16 protein-coding genes are annotated in these 15,728 nt (G+C 49.3%); 10 read left to right on the top strand and 6 right to left on the bottom strand.

All coding sequences use genetic code 11. The annotated features are described in order from the left end of the window. Positions 1–62: 62 nt before the first annotated feature. Together KQJ18_RS01535 and gapA are read right to left on the bottom strand one after the other, a co-directional pair. Positions 63–947, bottom strand: a complete 885-nt coding sequence (locus KQJ18_RS01535; protein WP_087857699.1) for a D-hexose-6-phosphate mutarotase — start codon at positions 945–947, stop codon at positions 63–65. A gap of 198 nt (positions 948–1,145) precedes the next feature. Further along, positions 1,146–2,141 (bottom strand): glyceraldehyde-3-phosphate dehydrogenase, encoded by a 996-nt coding sequence (gene gapA / locus KQJ18_RS01530; RefSeq protein WP_003030697.1) that lies wholly within the window; start codon positions 2,139–2,141, stop codon positions 1,146–1,148. A gap of 341 nt (positions 2,142–2,482) precedes the next feature. Here gapA and msrB point away from each other — a divergent pair, with 341 nt between their 5' ends. Both msrB and KQJ18_RS01520 read left to right on the top strand, forming a co-directional pair. After that, complete coding sequence (msrB, locus tag KQJ18_RS01525; protein ID WP_006684886.1) at positions 2,483–2,896, top strand: peptide-methionine (R)-S-oxide reductase MsrB; 414 nt, start codon at positions 2,483–2,485, stop codon at positions 2,894–2,896. A 42-nt stretch (positions 2,897–2,938) separates the two neighbouring features. Beyond that, positions 2,939–3,214 carry a YeaC family protein gene (locus KQJ18_RS01520; RefSeq protein ID WP_003030693.1) on the top strand — a complete coding sequence of 92 codons (276 nt, stop codon included), beginning with the start codon at positions 2,939–2,941 and terminating at the stop codon, positions 3,212–3,214. 43 nt (positions 3,215–3,257) lie between these two features. Here the strand turns inward: KQJ18_RS01520 and yajD are convergent, their stop codons facing one another. Then, positions 3,258–3,602 carry an HNH nuclease YajD gene (gene yajD, locus KQJ18_RS01515; RefSeq protein ID WP_038640066.1) on the bottom strand — a complete coding sequence of 115 codons (345 nt, stop codon included), beginning with the start codon at positions 3,600–3,602 and terminating at the stop codon, positions 3,258–3,260. 94 nt (positions 3,603–3,696) lie between these two features. Next, positions 3,697–4,950, bottom strand: a complete 1,254-nt coding sequence (locus KQJ18_RS01510) for a glycoside hydrolase family 18 protein (RefSeq protein ID WP_216421279.1) — start codon at positions 4,948–4,950, stop codon at positions 3,697–3,699. Positions 4,951–5,245: 295 nt separating this feature from the next. On the opposite strand from KQJ18_RS01510, the gene KQJ18_RS01505 reads away from it, so the two are divergent. The 8 genes from KQJ18_RS01505 to KQJ18_RS01470 all read left to right on the top strand — a co-directional run bounded on the left by KQJ18_RS01505 (position 5,246) and on the right by KQJ18_RS01470 (position 13,984). Further along, complete coding sequence (locus KQJ18_RS01505; protein WP_085049517.1) at positions 5,246–6,322, top strand: zinc-binding dehydrogenase; 1,077 nt, start codon at positions 5,246–5,248, stop codon at positions 6,320–6,322. Positions 6,323–6,348: 26 nt separating this feature from the next. Further along, positions 6,349–7,728 (top strand): MFS transporter, encoded by a 1,380-nt coding sequence (locus tag KQJ18_RS01500; protein ID WP_085049516.1) that lies wholly within the window; start codon positions 6,349–6,351, stop codon positions 7,726–7,728. A 17-nt stretch (positions 7,729–7,745) separates the two neighbouring features. Continuing rightward, a complete protein-coding gene (locus KQJ18_RS01495; protein WP_069324293.1) occupies positions 7,746–8,789 on the top strand; it encodes an NAD(P)-dependent alcohol dehydrogenase in 1,044 nt (347 codons plus the stop codon). A gap of 20 nt (positions 8,790–8,809) precedes the next feature. Continuing rightward, the gene (locus KQJ18_RS01490) at positions 8,810–9,646 is read left to right on the top strand and encodes a ketose-bisphosphate aldolase (protein WP_137347180.1); all 837 of its coding nucleotides are present in this window, start codon (positions 8,810–8,812) and stop codon (positions 9,644–9,646) included. Positions 9,647–9,650: 4 nt separating this feature from the next. Then, the gene (locus tag KQJ18_RS01485; protein ID WP_137350552.1) at positions 9,651–10,598 is read left to right on the top strand and encodes a sugar kinase; all 948 of its coding nucleotides are present in this window, start codon (positions 9,651–9,653) and stop codon (positions 10,596–10,598) included. Positions 10,599–10,607: 9 nt separating this feature from the next. Then, a complete protein-coding gene (locus KQJ18_RS01480) occupies positions 10,608–11,591 on the top strand; it encodes an aldo/keto reductase (protein ID WP_216421276.1) in 984 nt (327 codons plus the stop codon). A 135-nt stretch (positions 11,592–11,726) separates the two neighbouring features. Beyond that, positions 11,727–12,485 carry a DeoR/GlpR family DNA-binding transcription regulator gene (locus tag KQJ18_RS01475; RefSeq protein ID WP_032943120.1) on the top strand — a complete coding sequence of 253 codons (759 nt, stop codon included), beginning with the start codon at positions 11,727–11,729 and terminating at the stop codon, positions 12,483–12,485. A gap of 140 nt (positions 12,486–12,625) precedes the next feature. After that, positions 12,626–13,984, top strand: a complete 1,359-nt coding sequence (locus KQJ18_RS01470) for an MFS transporter (protein WP_216421275.1) — start codon at positions 12,626–12,628, stop codon at positions 13,982–13,984. A 37-nt stretch (positions 13,985–14,021) separates the two neighbouring features. On the opposite strand, the gene pncA is transcribed toward KQJ18_RS01470, so the two are convergent. Then, positions 14,022–14,666, bottom strand: coding sequence for a bifunctional nicotinamidase/pyrazinamidase (pncA, locus tag KQJ18_RS01465; protein ID WP_121528951.1), 645 nt, complete (start codon positions 14,664–14,666; stop codon positions 14,022–14,024). A gap of 8 nt (positions 14,667–14,674) precedes the next feature. Then, complete coding sequence (ansA, locus tag KQJ18_RS01460) at positions 14,675–15,691, bottom strand: asparaginase (RefSeq protein WP_038640081.1); 1,017 nt, start codon at positions 15,689–15,691, stop codon at positions 14,675–14,677. Between the last annotated feature and the right edge of the window lie 37 nt (positions 15,692–15,728).

Below are 15,728 nucleotides of genomic sequence, written 5' to 3'. Positions count from 1 at the left end.
TTTGCTGCATGGCGCGCTGAGTTGCCTGATGGCGCAAACACTATCAGGCAACTGACACGATCTTAGCGCTTAGCAACACGAATCGTTTGTGCCAGACGAGACGGTTTTTCTTCGGTGGTTTTCTGCGGTGCCGTGGCGTAAGCCGTTTCTACGCAAACAAATGTTTTGTAGCCGTCATCCGGCATGTCGCCCATGCTGACAGACAGCGCCGGGCCTGGGTTCCAGCCCACGACATTCAGATGGTGGTGGTGGATTACGTCAATATTGCGATTCAGCGCATCATCATGAATGACGCTGCACGCTTCCGGATTCAGATAGACACGATCGGTACGGTCCGGGAAGGTCTGGATACCATCAGCCAGTACGTCTTCTTTGGCATCATTCACTTTATCGATCAGACGATCGCCAAGACCGCTGACTTTCACCGCCGCAATATCACCCACATTGAAATAGGTATGCAGCGCGGAGGTGGTTTCAAACTCACCGTGCGCTTCCAGCTCCATCTCGCAGGTGGCGCCCACTTTGAAACGGGCCAGCAGGCAGAACTCGTGCGGCCAAAGCTGACGCGTTTCAGCGCTGCTTTGCAGTTCGAACGTCAGTACGACACCTTTCTCGTCTTCGTTATGCGCCTTCAGCGTCCAGGGCAGGTTACGTGCAAAACCATGAGACGGCAGGCCTGGCTGAGCGGCAGGGCCAAACCACGGCCAGCAAATCGGTACGCCGCCACGCAGCGCAACACCGGTTTTAAACGGCGTATTGTTACTTAACCACAGGACTTCTTCTTCACCGTTTGGTTTCCAGGAAAGAAGATGTGCGCCCTGCAGCGCAAAAGAGGCTTTAACCTGCGGGTGATCGACAACAATGACCTCAAGCTCATCAAGCTGACGGCGGGAGAGTACCGGGGCAATTTGTTCGACTACCGGAAGTGCAAAAATTTTATTAATCATTACGCAATCCTTTTTAACCCTAAATAATTCGGGTTGCAGGACGGCGGCAAGTGAACGAACCCCGATGAGCTTACTGTAGTAAGTGATTCGGGTGAGAGAGCGTAGCCAACACACCTGCAACTCGAAGTATGACGGGTATCTTCAGGCAAAAAAAAGAGCGACCATAGTCGCTCTTACAGATTACTGTTTCATCTCAACTTATTTGGAGATGTGAGCAATCAGATCCAGAACTTTGTTGGAGTAGCCGGTTTCGTTGTCGTACCAGGATACCAGTTTCACGAAGTTGTCGTTCAGTGCGATACCTGCTTTAGCATCGAACACGGAAGTGCAAACTTCACCGTTGAAATCGGTAGATACTACGTCGTCTTCGGTGTAACCCAGAACGCCTTTCATCGGGCCTTCGGAAGCAGCTTTGATTGCTTTCTTAATTTCTTCGTAAGAAGCAGCTTTTTCCAGACGAACGGTCAGGTCAACAACGGATACGTTCGGGGTAGGAACGCGGAACGCCATACCAGTCAGTTTGCCGTTCAGTTCTGGCAGTACTTTACCTACAGCTTTAGCAGCGCCGGTAGAGGACGGGATGATGTTCTGGGATGCGCCGCGGCCGCCGCGCCAGTCTTTGTGAGACGGGCCGTCAACGGTTTTCTGAGTAGCGGTGGTCGCGTGAACAGTAGTCATCAGACCTTCGATGATGCCGAAGTTGTCGTTGATAACTTTAGCCAGCGGAGCCAGGCAGTTAGTGGTGCAGGAAGCGTTAGAAACGATGTCCTGACCTTCGTATTTGTCAAAGTTAGCGCCTTTAACAAACATCGGAGTGTTATCTTTGGACGGACCAGTCAGAACCACTTTTTTCGCGCCAGCAGTGATGTGCTTACGAGCGGTTTCATCTGTCAGGAACAGGCCAGTAGCTTCAGCTACTACGTCAACACCAACTTCGTCCCATTTCAGGTTAGCCGGATCACGTTCAGCGGTAACACGGATTTTTTTACCGTTTACGATCAGATGACCGTCTTTCACTTCAACGGTACCGTTGAAACGGCCGTGAGTGGAGTCATATTTCAGCATGTAAGCCATGTAGTCAGCGTCTAACAGGTCGTTGATTGCAACGATCTCGATGTCAGAGCGTTCTTGAGCAGCACGGAAAACAATGCGACCGATACGGCCAAAACCGTTGATACCTACTTTGATAGTCATATATTCCACCAGCTATTTGTTAGTGAATAAAAGGTTGCCTGTAAAATTACAAAAACCTTACGCAGCGTCAAGCGGAATCGTGTCAATCATTGCGACAAATCAATCTGCTGCCTAAGCTTTGCGCAACTGACTCGCCTCACTCTTCCTTTGGGCTTGAAACCACATGGGGTCGGCGGCCCGAATTTTAAAGGGCAATCAAGATAAAAACGTGATTATGATCACGAATTGCAGGCTGCCATTTCGCAAGGATCAAGTTTAGAACAAAAGTTCGCACTCCGGTGTTAATGTTTTGTTAGAATCTGTCTCGCGATGTGAGTTTAGATAAAGCGAGATGTGAGCAAATGGCTAATCAACCTTCTCCAGAAGAGCTGAAAAAAAATTTAACAGAAATGCAGTTCTACGTGACGCAGAATCACGGGACAGAACCGCCATTTACCGGGCGTTTGCTGCATAACAAGCGTGACGGCATCTACCACTGTTTGATCTGCGATAAACCGCTATTTCGTTCCGAGACAAAATATGACTCTGGCTGCGGCTGGCCCAGTTTTTACGAGCCGGTCAGCGAAGAGGCTATCCGTTACATAAAAGATACCTCGCATGGTATGCAGCGCATTGAAATCCGCTGTGGGAACTGTGATGCGCACCTGGGACACGTCTTCCCGGATGGCCCAAAACCTACCGGTGAGCGCTACTGTGTCAACTCAGCCTCTTTGAACTTTACCGATGGCGAAAACGGTGAACAAATTAAAGGCTGAAGAAACGATTCAGCAAATTATTCTACGGAGAGAGGATTTAACATGAATCTTGATGAGATGATCAACAGCATGACGCCGGAAGTTTATCAGCGCTTATCTACCGCCGTTGAACTCGGAAAATGGCCGGATGGCGTGGCGCTAACGGCAGAACAAAAAGAGAACAGCTTACAACTGGTGATGTTATGGCAGGCGCGCAACAACATTGATGCGCAACATATGACGATTGATACCAATGGTGAGATGGTGATGAAGAGCAAGCAGCAGCTAAAGGTTGAATTTGGTATTACGCCTGAGCCTATAGCAACCTTCAAATCCTGATAATCCTGGCCCGGCAGTCATGATGTCGGGCCCGCAGTCGCTGTTATTTTTTGTTCATCATCGCCTTCAGATCGGCAAACGGATTATATTTCGCTTCGCCAACAGCCTTCTGCGCATCTTCTCCGGCAATCACCGTTGAACCATACTGGTCCGCTTCCGTATATTTAGAATGCTCGTGATCGTGACAATACAGGCACAACATTTCCCAGTTGCTACCATCTTCCGGGTTATTGGAGTGATCGTGATCGATATGGTGTACCGTCAACTCGCGCAAATTTGAATAGACAAACTCGCGGGAACAGCGTCCGCAGACCCAGGGGAAGAGCTTAAGCGCTTTTTCCCGGTAACCAACTTCCAGACGAGCGTAATTTTTAGGGATAAAAGCCATAAAAGCTCATGCCTCCAATAGAAAATGAATAGCTGCGCCAAAGGCTGGCGCAGCGTAATTCGGTAATCATAACCTATTGTGTCAGGCGTTGGGATCAGTGTTTGATGCCCAATGAATCGGCTAACTGTTTAGCCAGTTGATTGTTGTCATCCGCACCGTATTCCCAGAACATGGCGCCTCCCAGCCCCTTACTCTTGATGTAGTCGGCTTTAATCGCCACCGAGCGCGGGTTTTCATAGGAGAGGGCAAAGAGCGCTTTCCCGTCTGCTGACTGTACCGACAGCCACGGTACTTTCGCCTCATCATCCCAATGCTGGCTAAAGCGCCTCTGCGGATCGTTGATCAGCTTCGCCACGATGTCGTTGTACTTCACATAGGTATCTTTGCTCAGATCGACGCCCAGTGATTTGAACAACGCAATTTGTGCTGCTTCGAAATAGGGCTGGGTGGCAGGGTTCTTCTGCGCGTCAGGTTTGCTCCAGTCAATTCCCGGTTCAACGGCGCGTTTTGGTACGCGTCCATAAAAACCAATACCCAAATTCATCTGACTCGGCTTTAACCCGGCGGCGAGATAGTTATTGACCACAAAATCCGCACTGTACTTATCTGCGGCGGCGACGGTCGGCCATTTCGTCGAATCATACAGGTTGGAGTTGAAATATTGAGTGCCGTAGGCCATGTCATAGGTCATCAAATTGATGTAGTCGAGTGATGGCGCAATGGCTTTTACATCCACCCAACTTTTCGGACTTTCCGCATTCGCACCCACGGCAATGGTCAGTAGCTTTTTATGCCCTAATGCTGCCCGCAGCTCTTTTAACAGCGCGGTAAAGTTAGCGCGATCGGTTGGTTGGCTTTCGACCAGTCCCCATGCGCCATTGACCGGATATTCCCAGTCGAGGTCGATACCATCCAGACCGTATTTCTCAATGATTTCCTGCGCAGACTGAATGAATATCGCTCGTGTTTCTTTCGTTGCTGCCGCGCCTGAGAATCCACGCGCCCCCCAACCCCCGACAGAAAGCAGAACTTTCAGATTCGGATTCTGCTTACGCAGCTCCGGGATTTTCTGCAAATCAGCCTGCACTTTCTCTGAAAGCCAAATCTGATGCAGCTTGCTGGCGTCTTTTAGGGCGTCATTGGTTTCGTCTTTCTCGTTGTTGTAGACAAGACCAAACGAATAGTTGAGGTGGGTTATCTGGCGCACATCCAGTTTATTGATATCGCCGCCTGGACCGGCAGTGACATCGCCACCGCCATTAAAGTAGCCAACTGACATCAGTGAATTGGCGGAAACAACGCTGGCGCAGAGCAGGGGGAATGCTGCCAACAAAGGCAATAGTTTCATCGGTGTTCCTCTTTGACATTTAAACAAGTAAACACGCCACGGAAAGGCGTGGCGAAAAAAACAGCTCTTACAGATTAACCGTTTCATAACAGAAAAAATGCGAAGGGGTTCACGGCGTACAGGCGAAGCGGCCTCCACGTTTCTGTAGGTTTCAGTACATCTTTGCACTTATTTGTGATCTGAGTTGTGAAATGCAGATCTTAATCTGTGTTTTAAAGATTTTGTGTTGACCTCAAAAATTACATGGATAAGTATGATGACCACTGATGCAAAACTAAACACAAAGGAAAATTCAATGAAAGCACTGGCAAGATTTGGCAAGGCCTTTGGTGGCTACAAGATGATTGATGTTCCGGAGCCGGTATGTGGTCCGGATGACGTTGTGATTGAAATCAGGGCAGCTGCTATCTGTGGCGCAGATATGAAGCACTATAACGTTGACAGTGGTTCCGACCAGTTTAATTCGATTCGTGGTCACGAATTTGCCGGTCGAATTGTCCAGGTCGGCGACAAGGTTAAGGACTGGAAAGTGGGTCAGCGCGTGGTTTCTGACAACAGCGGGCACGTTTGCGGTGTCTGTCCTGCCTGCGAACAAGGTGATTTTCTTTGTTGTACAGAAAAGGTGAATTTAGGCTTGGACAACAATACCTGGGGCGGTGGGTTTTCGAAATATTGTCTGGTTCCTGGGGAAATCCTCAAAATTCACCGTCATGCGCTGTGGGAAATCCCGCCTGGTGTTGATTATGAAGAGGCGGCAGTCCTAGACCCCATCTGTAATGCCTACAAATCTATCGCCCAACAGTCCAAATTTCTCCCAGGTCAGGACGTGGTGGTTTTCGGTACTGGCCCGCTAGGTCTCTTTTCCGTGCAAATGGCACGCATTATGGGGGCCGTTAATATCGTCATGGTCGGGCTGGAAGAGGATGTCGCGGTGCGCTTTCCTATCGCCAAAGAGTTGGGGGCAACGGCGGTCGTCAACGGTTCGAACGAAGATGTGGTCGCCCGTTGTCAGGAAATCTGCGGCAAAGACAATCTGGGATTAGTTATCGAATGTTCCGGCGCCAATATTGCCCTGAAACAAGCTATTGAAATGCTGCGTCCCAACGGTGAAGTTGTCCGCGTAGGGATGGGTTTCAAACCACTCGACTTCTCCATTAATGATATTACCGCGTGGAACAAAAGCATTATTGGTCATATGGCTTACGACTCCACTTCCTGGCGTAACGCCATTCGTCTGCTTGCGAGCGGTGCGATTAAAGTCAAACCGATGATCACTCACCGTATCGGCTTATCGCAATGGCGCGAAGGTTTTGACGCCATGGTCGATAAAACCGCGATTAAAGTCATCATGACTTACGACTTTGATGAATAACATGTTTATTAAAGGGACGTTATCGCATGGAACAGATTGCAAAACCGCACTGCGGCGCCAGGCTGGACAGGCTGCCTGACTGCCGCTGGCATACGTCGATGTTCGCTATGGTAGCCTTCGGATTACTGGTTTGCTGGAGTAATGCCGTTGGCGGATTAATTCTCGCGCAGCTAAAAGAACTTGGTTGGACCGATAATTCTACCACCGCCACGTTTTCCGCCATTACTACGGCGGGTATGTTTCTTGGTGCACTGGGTGGCGGAATTATCGGTGATAAAACCGGGCGTAAAAACGCGTTTATCCTGTATGAAGCGATTCATATTATTTCCATGGTAATTGGCGCGTTTTCACCCAATATGACCTTTCTGATCGCCTGTCGTTTTGTTATGGGGGTGGGTTTAGGCGCGTTGCTGGTAACCCTTTTTGCCGGGTTTACCGAATATATGCCAGGACGGAATCGTGGCACCTGGTCCAGTCGGGTCTCGTTTATCGGCAACTGGTCTTATCCGCTCTGTTCACTGATTGCGATGGGGTTAACGCCACTGATCAGCGCGGAATGGAACTGGCGCGTACAGTTGTTGATTCCGGCTGTGCTGTCGCTCATTGCAACCGTTATTGCATGGCGCAGTTTCCCGGAGTCGCCCCGCTGGCTGGAGTCTCGTGGACGCTATCAGGAAGCTGAACAGGTGATGCGGGCCATTGAAGACGGTGTCATTCGACAGACAGGTAAGCCACTACCGCCGGTCGTGACAGAAGATGATGACAAACAACCGCGTTCAGTGCCGTACTCCGCCTTATTAACGGGAGTTTTATTAAAGCGGGTGATTCTGGGCTCCTTTGTTCTGATTGCCATGAACGTTGTGCAGTACACCTTAATTAACTGGTTACCGACAATATTTATGACTCAGGGGATTAATCTGAAAGACTCCATAGTCTTAAATACCATGAGTATGTTCGGTGCGCCGTTTGGGATTTTCATCGCCATGCTGGTAATGGATAAAATTCCGAGGAAAACGATGGGGGTGGGGTTATTAGTGTTAATTGCCGTGCTGGGTTATATCTATTCGCTGCAAACCAGCATGTTGCTAATCACATTAATTGGTTTCTTCCTGATTACCTTTGTGTATATGTACGTTTGCTATGCCTCCGCGGTATATGTTCCAGAGATATGGCCGACTGAAGCGAAGCTGCGCGGGTCTGGGCTTGCTAACGCGATAGGGCGTATCAGCGGTATCGCCGCGCCTTATGCGGTTGCTGTATTACTTAATAGTTATGGCGTGACGGGCGTATTTGTACTGCTGGGCGCAGTCTCAATTATTGTCGCTGTTGCTATTGCCACCATTGGAATTGAAACAAAAGGCGTCTCTGTCGAGAGTCTCGGTATTGATGCCGTTACCAGCAAATAATATTGACGGGAAATAAAATGAAAAATTCAAAAGCGATATTAAAAACGCCGGGCACGATGAAAATCATTGCCGCCGATATTCCGGTACCTAAAGAGCATGAAGTGCTAATTAAAGTTGAATATGTTGGTATTTGCGGTTCAGATGTTCACGGTTTTGAATCGGGCCCCTTTATTCCGCCGAAAGATCCCAATCAGGAAATAGGTCTTGGGCATGAATGCGCCGGTACGGTGGTGGCAGTGGGAAGTCGCGTTAGTAAATTTAAACCGGGCGACCGGGTCAACATTGAACCCGGCGTGCCGTGTGGCCACTGCCGCTACTGTCTGGAAGGGAAATACAACATCTGTCCTGACGTCGATTTTATGGCCACACAGCCAAATTATCGCGGTGCGCTAACGTACTATCTGTGCCACCCGGAAAGCTTTACTTACAAGCTGCCGGACAATATGGACACCATGGAAGGCGCTCTGGTAGAGCCTGCGGCGGTAGGGATGCATGCCGCAATGCTGGCGGACGTTAAGCCGGGCAAGAAAATCGTCATTCTGGGGGCTGGCTGTATTGGTTTAATGACCCTGCAAGCCTGTAAATGTTTGGGGGCTACCGACATCGCTGTTGTTGATGTCCTGGATAAACGTCTGGCGATGGCCGGGCAGCTTGGCGCGACGGTCGTGATTAACGGTGCGAAGGAGGACACCGTTGCCTGCTGCCAACAGTTTTCCGGCGATATGGGGGCAGACATTGTTTTCGAAACTGCCGGTTCGGCCATCACGGTTAAGCAGGCGCCATATCTGGTAATGCGCGGTGGGAAAATCATGATCGTGGGCACGGTGCCTGGCGATTCAGCGATTAACTTCCTCAAAATTAATCGTGAAGTCTCAATACAAACTGTTTTCCGCTATGCCAATCGCTACCCGGTCACCATTGAAGCCATTTCCTCCGGGCGTTTCGATGTGAAGTCGATGGTGACGCATATTTATGATTATGCAGATGTTCAGCGCGCGTTTGACGAATCCGTCAATAACAAACGCGAGATTATTAAAGGCGTTATTAAAATTAACCATTAATTTAAATAGGGAGAAACACCATGCTGGCAGATATTAAATATTGGGAAAACGATGCTCAGAATAAACATTATGCGATTGCTCACTTTAACGTGTGGAATGCGGAAATGCTAATGGGGGTCATTGATGCGGCAGAAGAGGCTAAATCGCCGGTAATTATCTCTTTTGGCACCGGATTTGTGGGGAATACCTCGTTTGAAGATTTTTCGCACATGATGGTTTCGATGGCGAAAAAGGCCTCGGTACCGGTTATTACTCATTGGGATCACGGACGTAGCATGGAGATTATTCACAACGCTTGGGTTCATGGCATGAACTCTCTGATGCGCGATGCCTCCGCCTTTGATTTTGAAGAGAATATTCGTCTGACCAAAGAGGCTGTGGACTTCTTTCATCCGTTAGGCATTCCGGTCGAAGCGGAGCTGGGCCACGTGGGCAATGAGACGGTCTACGAAGAGGCGCTGGCGGGTTATCACTATACCGACCCGAGCCAGGCGGCGGAATTTGTCGAGCGTACCGGCTGTGACTCTCTGGCGGTGGCGATTGGCAACCAGCATGGCGTATATACCTCCGAGCCGAAACTCAATTTCGAGGTGGTTGAGCGCGTACGCCGAGCGGTTTCTGTTCCGCTGGTGCTGCACGGGGCATCCGGCATTAGCGATGCGGATATTAAAAAAGCCATCTCATTAGGCATCTCTAAAATCAATATTCATACCGAACTGTGTCAGGCGGCAATGGTGGCGGTGCAGGAGAACCAGAACCAGCCATTCCTGCATGTTGAACGTGAAGTTCGTAAAGCAGTAAAAGAGCGAGCGATGGAAAAAATCAAACTGTTTGGCTCTGACGGTAAAGCGGAATGATAATATGGATAATATCGAGGTTATTTGTATAGGGGCGGCAATTGTTGATATCCCCTTACAGCCAGTGAGTAAAAATATCTTTGATGTAGATTCTTATCCGTTAGAACGTATTACCATGACCATCGGGGGCGACGCGATTAATGAAGCGACTATTATTTCTCGCCTTGGGCATCGTACTGCGTTAATTAGTCGGGTAGGGGAGGATGCGGCAGGTCATTTTATTCTCGACCACTGTCGTCGGGAGAACATTGATATTCAAAGTCTGAAACAGGATGCGGATATTGATACTTCTATTAACGTGGGTTTGGTTACGGCTGATGGCGAACGCACCTTCGTCACCAACCGCAATGGTAGCCTGTGGAAGCTGAATATAAACGATGTTGATTTTGACCGCTTCTCTCAGGTAAAGCTGCTGTCGCTGGCGAGTATTTTTAACAGCCCGCTACTCGACGGCGAAGCATTAACGACGATCTTCACTCAGGCGAAAGCACATCGGTTAATTATTTGTGCCGATATGATTAAGCCACGACTTAATGAAACGCTGAACGATATTCGCCAGGCTTTGAGCTACGTAGACTATTTGTTTCCTAATTTTGAGGAAGCAAAACAGCTTACCGGCAAAGAGACGCTGGATGAAATTGCCGACAGTTTCCTGAGCTGTGGCGTAAAAACGGTAGTGATTAAGACCGGTAAAAGAGGCTGCTTTATCAAGCGTACCGATATGAAAATGGAGGTGCCGGCGGTTTCAGGAATTACCGCTATCGACACCATCGGCGCGGGAGATAATTTTGCCTCGGGATTTATCTCCGCGTTACTTGAAGGCAAGTCGCTGCGCGAGTGCGCACTGTTTGCTAACGCAACGGCAGCAATATCGGTACTGAGCGTGGGCGCCACAACGGGCGTAAAAAACAGAAAGCTGGTTGAACAACTTCTTGATGAATATGAAGGGTAATAACGGCAGATGAAAAAGATTCCTTTAGGCAGTACGGATATTATGCTTTCCCGCATGGGATTAGGGACATGGGCCATTGGCGGCGGTCCGGCATGGAACGGCGATCTCGATCTGCAGGTTTGTATCGATACCATTGTCGAGGCGCATCGCTGCGGTATTAATCTGATTGATACCGCTCCAGGCTACAACTTTGGTAATAGTGAAGTCATTGTTGGGCAGGCGCTGAAAAAGTTACCGCGTAAAGATATCGTGGTTGAAACTAAATGCGGCATTGTCTGGGAGCGGACAGGCAGCCTTTTTAACAAAGTGGGCGATCGCCAGTTGTATAAAAACCTCACGCCCGAGTCGATTCGTGAAGAGGTCGATGCCAGTTTGCAAAGGTTGGGTATAGAAAGCATTGATATCTATATGACCCACTGGCAATCGGTCGAACCCTGTTTTACACCGATTGCGGAAACCGTAGACACGCTGAACGCACTTAAGAAAGAAGGCAAGATTCGATCTATCGGTGCCGCCAACGTGGATGCAGGGCATATCAGGGAGTATCTTAAACACGGCCAATTGGATATCGTGCAGGCTAAGTACAGCATCCTTGATCGCGGACTGGAAGCTGAATTGTTGCCGTTATGTCAGCAGCATGGCATCGTCGTGCAGGTTTATTCACCGCTCGAACAGGGTTTACTGACTGGAACAATCGCGCGGGATTATATTCCTGGCGGCGCACGGGCCAACAAAGTCTGGTTCCAACGGGAAAATATGCTGCGGGTGATTGATATGCTCGAGCAATGGCGGCCATTGTGTGAAAAATACTGTTGCACGATCCCCGCGCTGGCGTTGGCGTGGATTTTGAAGCAAAGCGATTTAATCACCTTACTGAGCGGAGCGACCGCGCCTGAACAGGTTCGCGAAAACGTCGAGGCGCTGACCGTTGCCCTGACTGATGGCGATTCATCATTGATGAGACAAATGGCAGAAGCGTTGGATATAAAATAATCCAGCTGGCAATGACCTCTGTTTCTGTGTAAAAGAGTACTAAATCTGTGATTCAGACATGTTCTTTTGAAAATAAACATAGCCTGTGAGATACTAGGGTCTTATTATTACTTTGCAGGAAACAGAGGTGTCATCGTGGCGGCAAAAGACAGGATTCAGGCCATTAAGCAAATGGTGGCTAATGATAAGAAAGTGGCGGTATCTAATTTAAGTTCCATCTTTCAGGTAACTGAGGAAACAATTCGCCGCGATCTCGAGAAGCTGGAAGATGAAGGTTTTTTGACCCGAACATATGGTGGTGCGGTACTTAATACCACCGCGTTGTCTGACAATATTCATTTTTATAAACGTGCAAAGTCTTTTTTTGAAGAGAAGCAGATCATTGCTCGTAATGCATTACCGTTTATTAAAAATAAGACCACAATGGCCGCTGACTCCAGCAGTACGGCGATGGAATTATTAAAGCTGTTAAAGGAAAGAAACGATCTGACGCTGCTAACCAACTCGGCTGAAGCATTTCATGAACTGGCGCAGTCAGAAATTAACGTCGTTTCTACGGGCGGCGAGCTGAATAAGAATACGTTGTCGTTGCAGGGAAGGATCACCAAGGAGATCATCAGTCGCTATCATGTTGATATTATGGTGATGAGCTGCAAAGGTCTGGATATGCAAAGTGGGGCGCTTGACTCTAACGAAGCAGAAGCGGAAATCAAAAAAACCATGATCCGCCAGGCGACTGAGGTGGCCCTGTTGGTTGATCACTCAAAGTTTGATCGTAAAGCTTTCGTCCAGCTCGTGGACTTTAGCCATATTAACTACCTTATAACCAATAAGGCACCGGGTGCAGAGTGGATTGCGTTTTGTAAAGAGAATAATATTCAACTCGTTTATTAATTTTAACGTTACTCGTGTCGATATTATTTTAGTTTGCACCTGGATAATGCCATAAAAATCTAATGATGATGGATGGCGCGGCAAAATTACCACTGCCGCGAGCGCCATACTTTCTGTTTAGTTGAATTTGAGGCATCCAGATGGAACAATGTGACCCTATCTGTGCAAGATTAGATCGTTTACCCTTATCGCGATTTCATTTTCGTATTTTTGGCATTATAAGTTTTAGTTTATTAGTCACCGGTTTCCTCAGTTATTCCGGGAATGTGGTATTGGCAAAATTAGTCAGTACTGGTTGGTCTAACAATTATCTCAACGCAGCATTTACCTCGGCGCTGATGTTTGGCTATTTTGTCGGTTCGCTAACCGGGGGCTTTATTGGTGATTATCTCGGTCGACGCAAGGCATTCCGCATTAATTTGCTGATTGTTGGGGTCTCTGCTTGCGCGGCAACGTTTGTGCCCAACATGTACTGGCTTATTTTTTTCCGTTGCCTGATGGGGATCGGAATGGGCGCGCTGATTATGGTGGGCTATGCTTCGTTTACCGAATTTATTCCGCCTGCAGTACGTGGAAAGTGGTCTGCCCGCCTGTCATTTGTTGGTAACTGGTCGCCGATGCTGTCCGCGGCTGTTGGCGTCGTGGTTATTGCCTGGTTAAGCTGGCGGGTGATGTTTCTGCTCGGTGGCGCGACAATGCTGTTGGCCTGGTATCTGTCCGGAAAGTACTTTATCGAATCTCCCCGTTGGCTGGCTGGTAAGGGACAGAGAAGTGAAGCTGAAAAACACCTGATACTGGTGGAGTCGCAGATTGAGACAGAGAAAAATATCACCTTACCCTCCTGTCAGAGCCAGTGCCTGGCTGTGCACTCTGGCGTGGAAAGTGGTTCATTTTGGCTACTGTTCAAGGGGCCGATGTTGCGCTGTACGCTGGTGGCGATCACTGTGCTTATCGCGATGAATATTTCGCTCTATACCATCACAGTATGGATCCCAACGATTTTTGTTAATTCGGGAATCGATGTGACGAAGTCTATCTTTATGACCGCGATAATTATGATTGGCGCGCCCGTTGGAATATTTATTGCCGCGATGATTATCGATCGTTTTCCACGGAGGCTGTTTGGTTCATTCTTACTCGTTATTATCGCGCTGCTCGGATATTTCTATTCGATTCAAACTGAAGAGTGGGCCATTTTGAGCTACGGGTTGGTGATGATCTTTTTTCTGTATATGTATGTTTGCTTTGCCTCTGCGGTATATGTCCCGGAGTTGTGGCCGACACATCTGAGATTGCGAGGATCGGGTTTTGTGAATGCGGTGGGCAGGATTGTCGCGGTGTTTACGCCTTATGGCGTCGCTATTCTGTTGACACGCTACGGCTCGAGCACTGTCTTTATCGTGCTGGGCGTTATGCTGGTGCTCTGCGCACTGATTCTGTTGTGCTTTGGCATCGAAACACGCAAAGTTTCTCTGGAAGAGATTTCAACCCTGGCCTGAAATAACGTGCCGACAGGAGCGATCCTGTCGGCGTCGCTTACGGTTGGGTTTCCAGCCAGTCATCCAGCGTATACAACGTCGCACCCGCCGCCGCCATTTCCATAAAGGCGTTTGCACTGTCATGGGGGTGAATATTGACGCCACGACAACCGTCGGTAATGACACTGACGGCGTAACCCAGATCGAGCGCATCCAGAACGGTAAATTTTACGCAATAATCGGTCGCCAGCCCCATGATGATGAGCTCGGCAACGCGATGTTCGAGCAGCCATGCGTTCAGTGCGGTTGCCTGACGACGACCATTATCAAAAAACGCACTATAACTGTCGACCAGCGGGTTTTCGCCCTTAGTGAAGGTTTGCGCTATCGCGCGCTGGTTCAGCAAAGGATGCAGGGCTGCCCCTTCGCTGTTTTGCACGCAATGGTCGGGCCAGAACGTCTGCGCCAGGCCGTCCAGTTGCCCCTGGCTGTAAGGTTCAACCTGGTGCTGGCTGGCAAAACTACCATGATTAGCCGGATGCCAGTCGAGACTGGCGACGACGGTGTCGCCGCGCGGGGCGCACCAGTCGATCAGGCGGTTAGCAATATCGATGGTGCTGTCGCCTTGCGGGACGGCGAGGGCGCCGCCGGCACAAAAGTCATTCTGTAAATCGACCAACAGTAAGGCTCGGGCCATGGGCATTAACTCCTTTATTCGTCTGGCGTGAGCTCGCCACGCAGGTTTTGCGACATTGCTTGACGAATGCTCTGCGTGTCCAGCCCCTGACTCAGCAAATAGTGCAGTTTGGTCAGCGTTGCTTCGACTGTCATATCCGCGCCGCCGATAACGCCAGCATGCGCCAGTGCGTTCCCCGTCGCATAACCGCCCATGTTCACCTTGCCGGACATACACTGCGTAAGGTTAACCACCACGATGCCGCGTGAGCTGGCATCTTCAAGCTCTTGCAGAAACTCTTTATTTTGCGGCGCATTGCCCACGCCGTAAGAGCGTAAAATTAACGCTTTAACCGGCTGGCGCAAGAAGTTGCGTACCACATCGGCAGAAATCCCAGGATAAATAGTCACCACGCCAATCGGTTGTGGCGTGATAGGGTGAACAATCAGTTCGCCCGTACCGTGTGGCGCAGGTGGTGTTCCCAGTCGACGGATATGGATACCCGCTTCCAGGAGAGGGGAAAGATTGGGTGAGGCAAAGGCGTCAAAACCATCGGCATGCGCTTTGGTAGTACGGTTGCCGCGAAACAGTCGATTATTGAAGAACAGGGTCACTTCGTTAATCGGATAATTCGCTGCAACGTAGAGCGCATTCAGCAAATTAATTTGTCCGTCGGAGCGTAATTCTGCCAGTGGTATTTGTGACCCTGTCACAATCACCGGCTTGCCGAGATTCTCCAGCATGAAAGAGAGCGCCGAAGCGGTAAACGCCATGGTGTCGGTACCGTGGAGAATGACAAAACCATCGTAATCGTCATAGTGCGATTTAATGTCTTCCGCAATATGCTGCCAGTCTTCCGGCGTCATATCGGAAGAATCCATCAGCGGATCGTATTCATGGATGGTGAAGTCTGGCATCTCAGGGCGGTGGAATTCTGGCATCAATGCCAACTGGCGCTGAAGATGACCAGAAACGGGGATATAACCCTGTTCTGAGCGCTGCATACCAATGGTACCGCCGGTATAGGCAACGTAAATCGATTTCTTTTGCATGGGCGTCACAGATTAAGTTGTGCATGAACAGGCGCAG

This window comes from Citrobacter sp. S55_ASV_140, from assembly GCF_018919505.1.
GTDB lineage: Bacteria > Pseudomonadota > Gammaproteobacteria > Enterobacterales > Enterobacteriaceae > Citrobacter > Citrobacter werkmanii.
The sequence above is the reverse complement of the archived record's forward strand: the minus strand, read 5'-3'. Positions and strand labels throughout refer to the sequence as shown.

Bases quoted from the DNA above. Each gene is read 5' to 3' on its own strand.
- KQJ18_RS01470 (WP_216421275.1), top strand. From the start codon at position 12,626: ATGGAACAATGTGACCCTATCTGTGCAAGATTAGATCGTTTACCCTTA.
- KQJ18_RS01510 (WP_216421279.1), bottom strand. From the start codon at position 4,950: ATGAAACTATTGCCTTTGTTGGCAGCATTCCCCCTGCTCTGCGCCAGC.
- ansA (WP_038640081.1), bottom strand. From the start codon at position 15,691: ATGCAAAAGAAATCGATTTACGTTGCCTATACCGGCGGTACCATTGGT.
- pncA (WP_121528951.1), bottom strand. From the start codon at position 14,666: ATGCCCATGGCCCGAGCCTTACTGTTGGTCGATTTACAGAATGACTTT.
- KQJ18_RS01495 (WP_069324293.1), top strand. From the start codon at position 7,746: ATGAAAAATTCAAAAGCGATATTAAAAACGCCGGGCACGATGAAAATC.
- yajD (WP_038640066.1), bottom strand. From the start codon at position 3,602: ATGGCTTTTATCCCTAAAAATTACGCTCGTCTGGAAGTTGGTTACCGG.
- msrB (WP_006684886.1), top strand. From the start codon at position 2,483: ATGGCTAATCAACCTTCTCCAGAAGAGCTGAAAAAAAATTTAACAGAA.
- KQJ18_RS01505 (WP_085049517.1), top strand. From the start codon at position 5,246: ATGAAAGCACTGGCAAGATTTGGCAAGGCCTTTGGTGGCTACAAGATG.
- KQJ18_RS01480 (WP_216421276.1), top strand. From the start codon at position 10,608: ATGAAAAAGATTCCTTTAGGCAGTACGGATATTATGCTTTCCCGCATG.
- KQJ18_RS01485 (WP_137350552.1), top strand. From the start codon at position 9,651: ATGGATAATATCGAGGTTATTTGTATAGGGGCGGCAATTGTTGATATC.
- KQJ18_RS01500 (WP_085049516.1), top strand. From the start codon at position 6,349: ATGGAACAGATTGCAAAACCGCACTGCGGCGCCAGGCTGGACAGGCTG.
- KQJ18_RS01490 (WP_137347180.1), top strand. From the start codon at position 8,810: ATGCTGGCAGATATTAAATATTGGGAAAACGATGCTCAGAATAAACAT.
- gapA (WP_003030697.1), bottom strand. From the start codon at position 2,141: ATGACTATCAAAGTAGGTATCAACGGTTTTGGCCGTATCGGTCGCATT.
- KQJ18_RS01535 (WP_087857699.1), bottom strand. From the start codon at position 947: ATGATTAATAAAATTTTTGCACTTCCGGTAGTCGAACAAATTGCCCCG.
- KQJ18_RS01520 (WP_003030693.1), top strand. From the start codon at position 2,939: ATGAATCTTGATGAGATGATCAACAGCATGACGCCGGAAGTTTATCAG.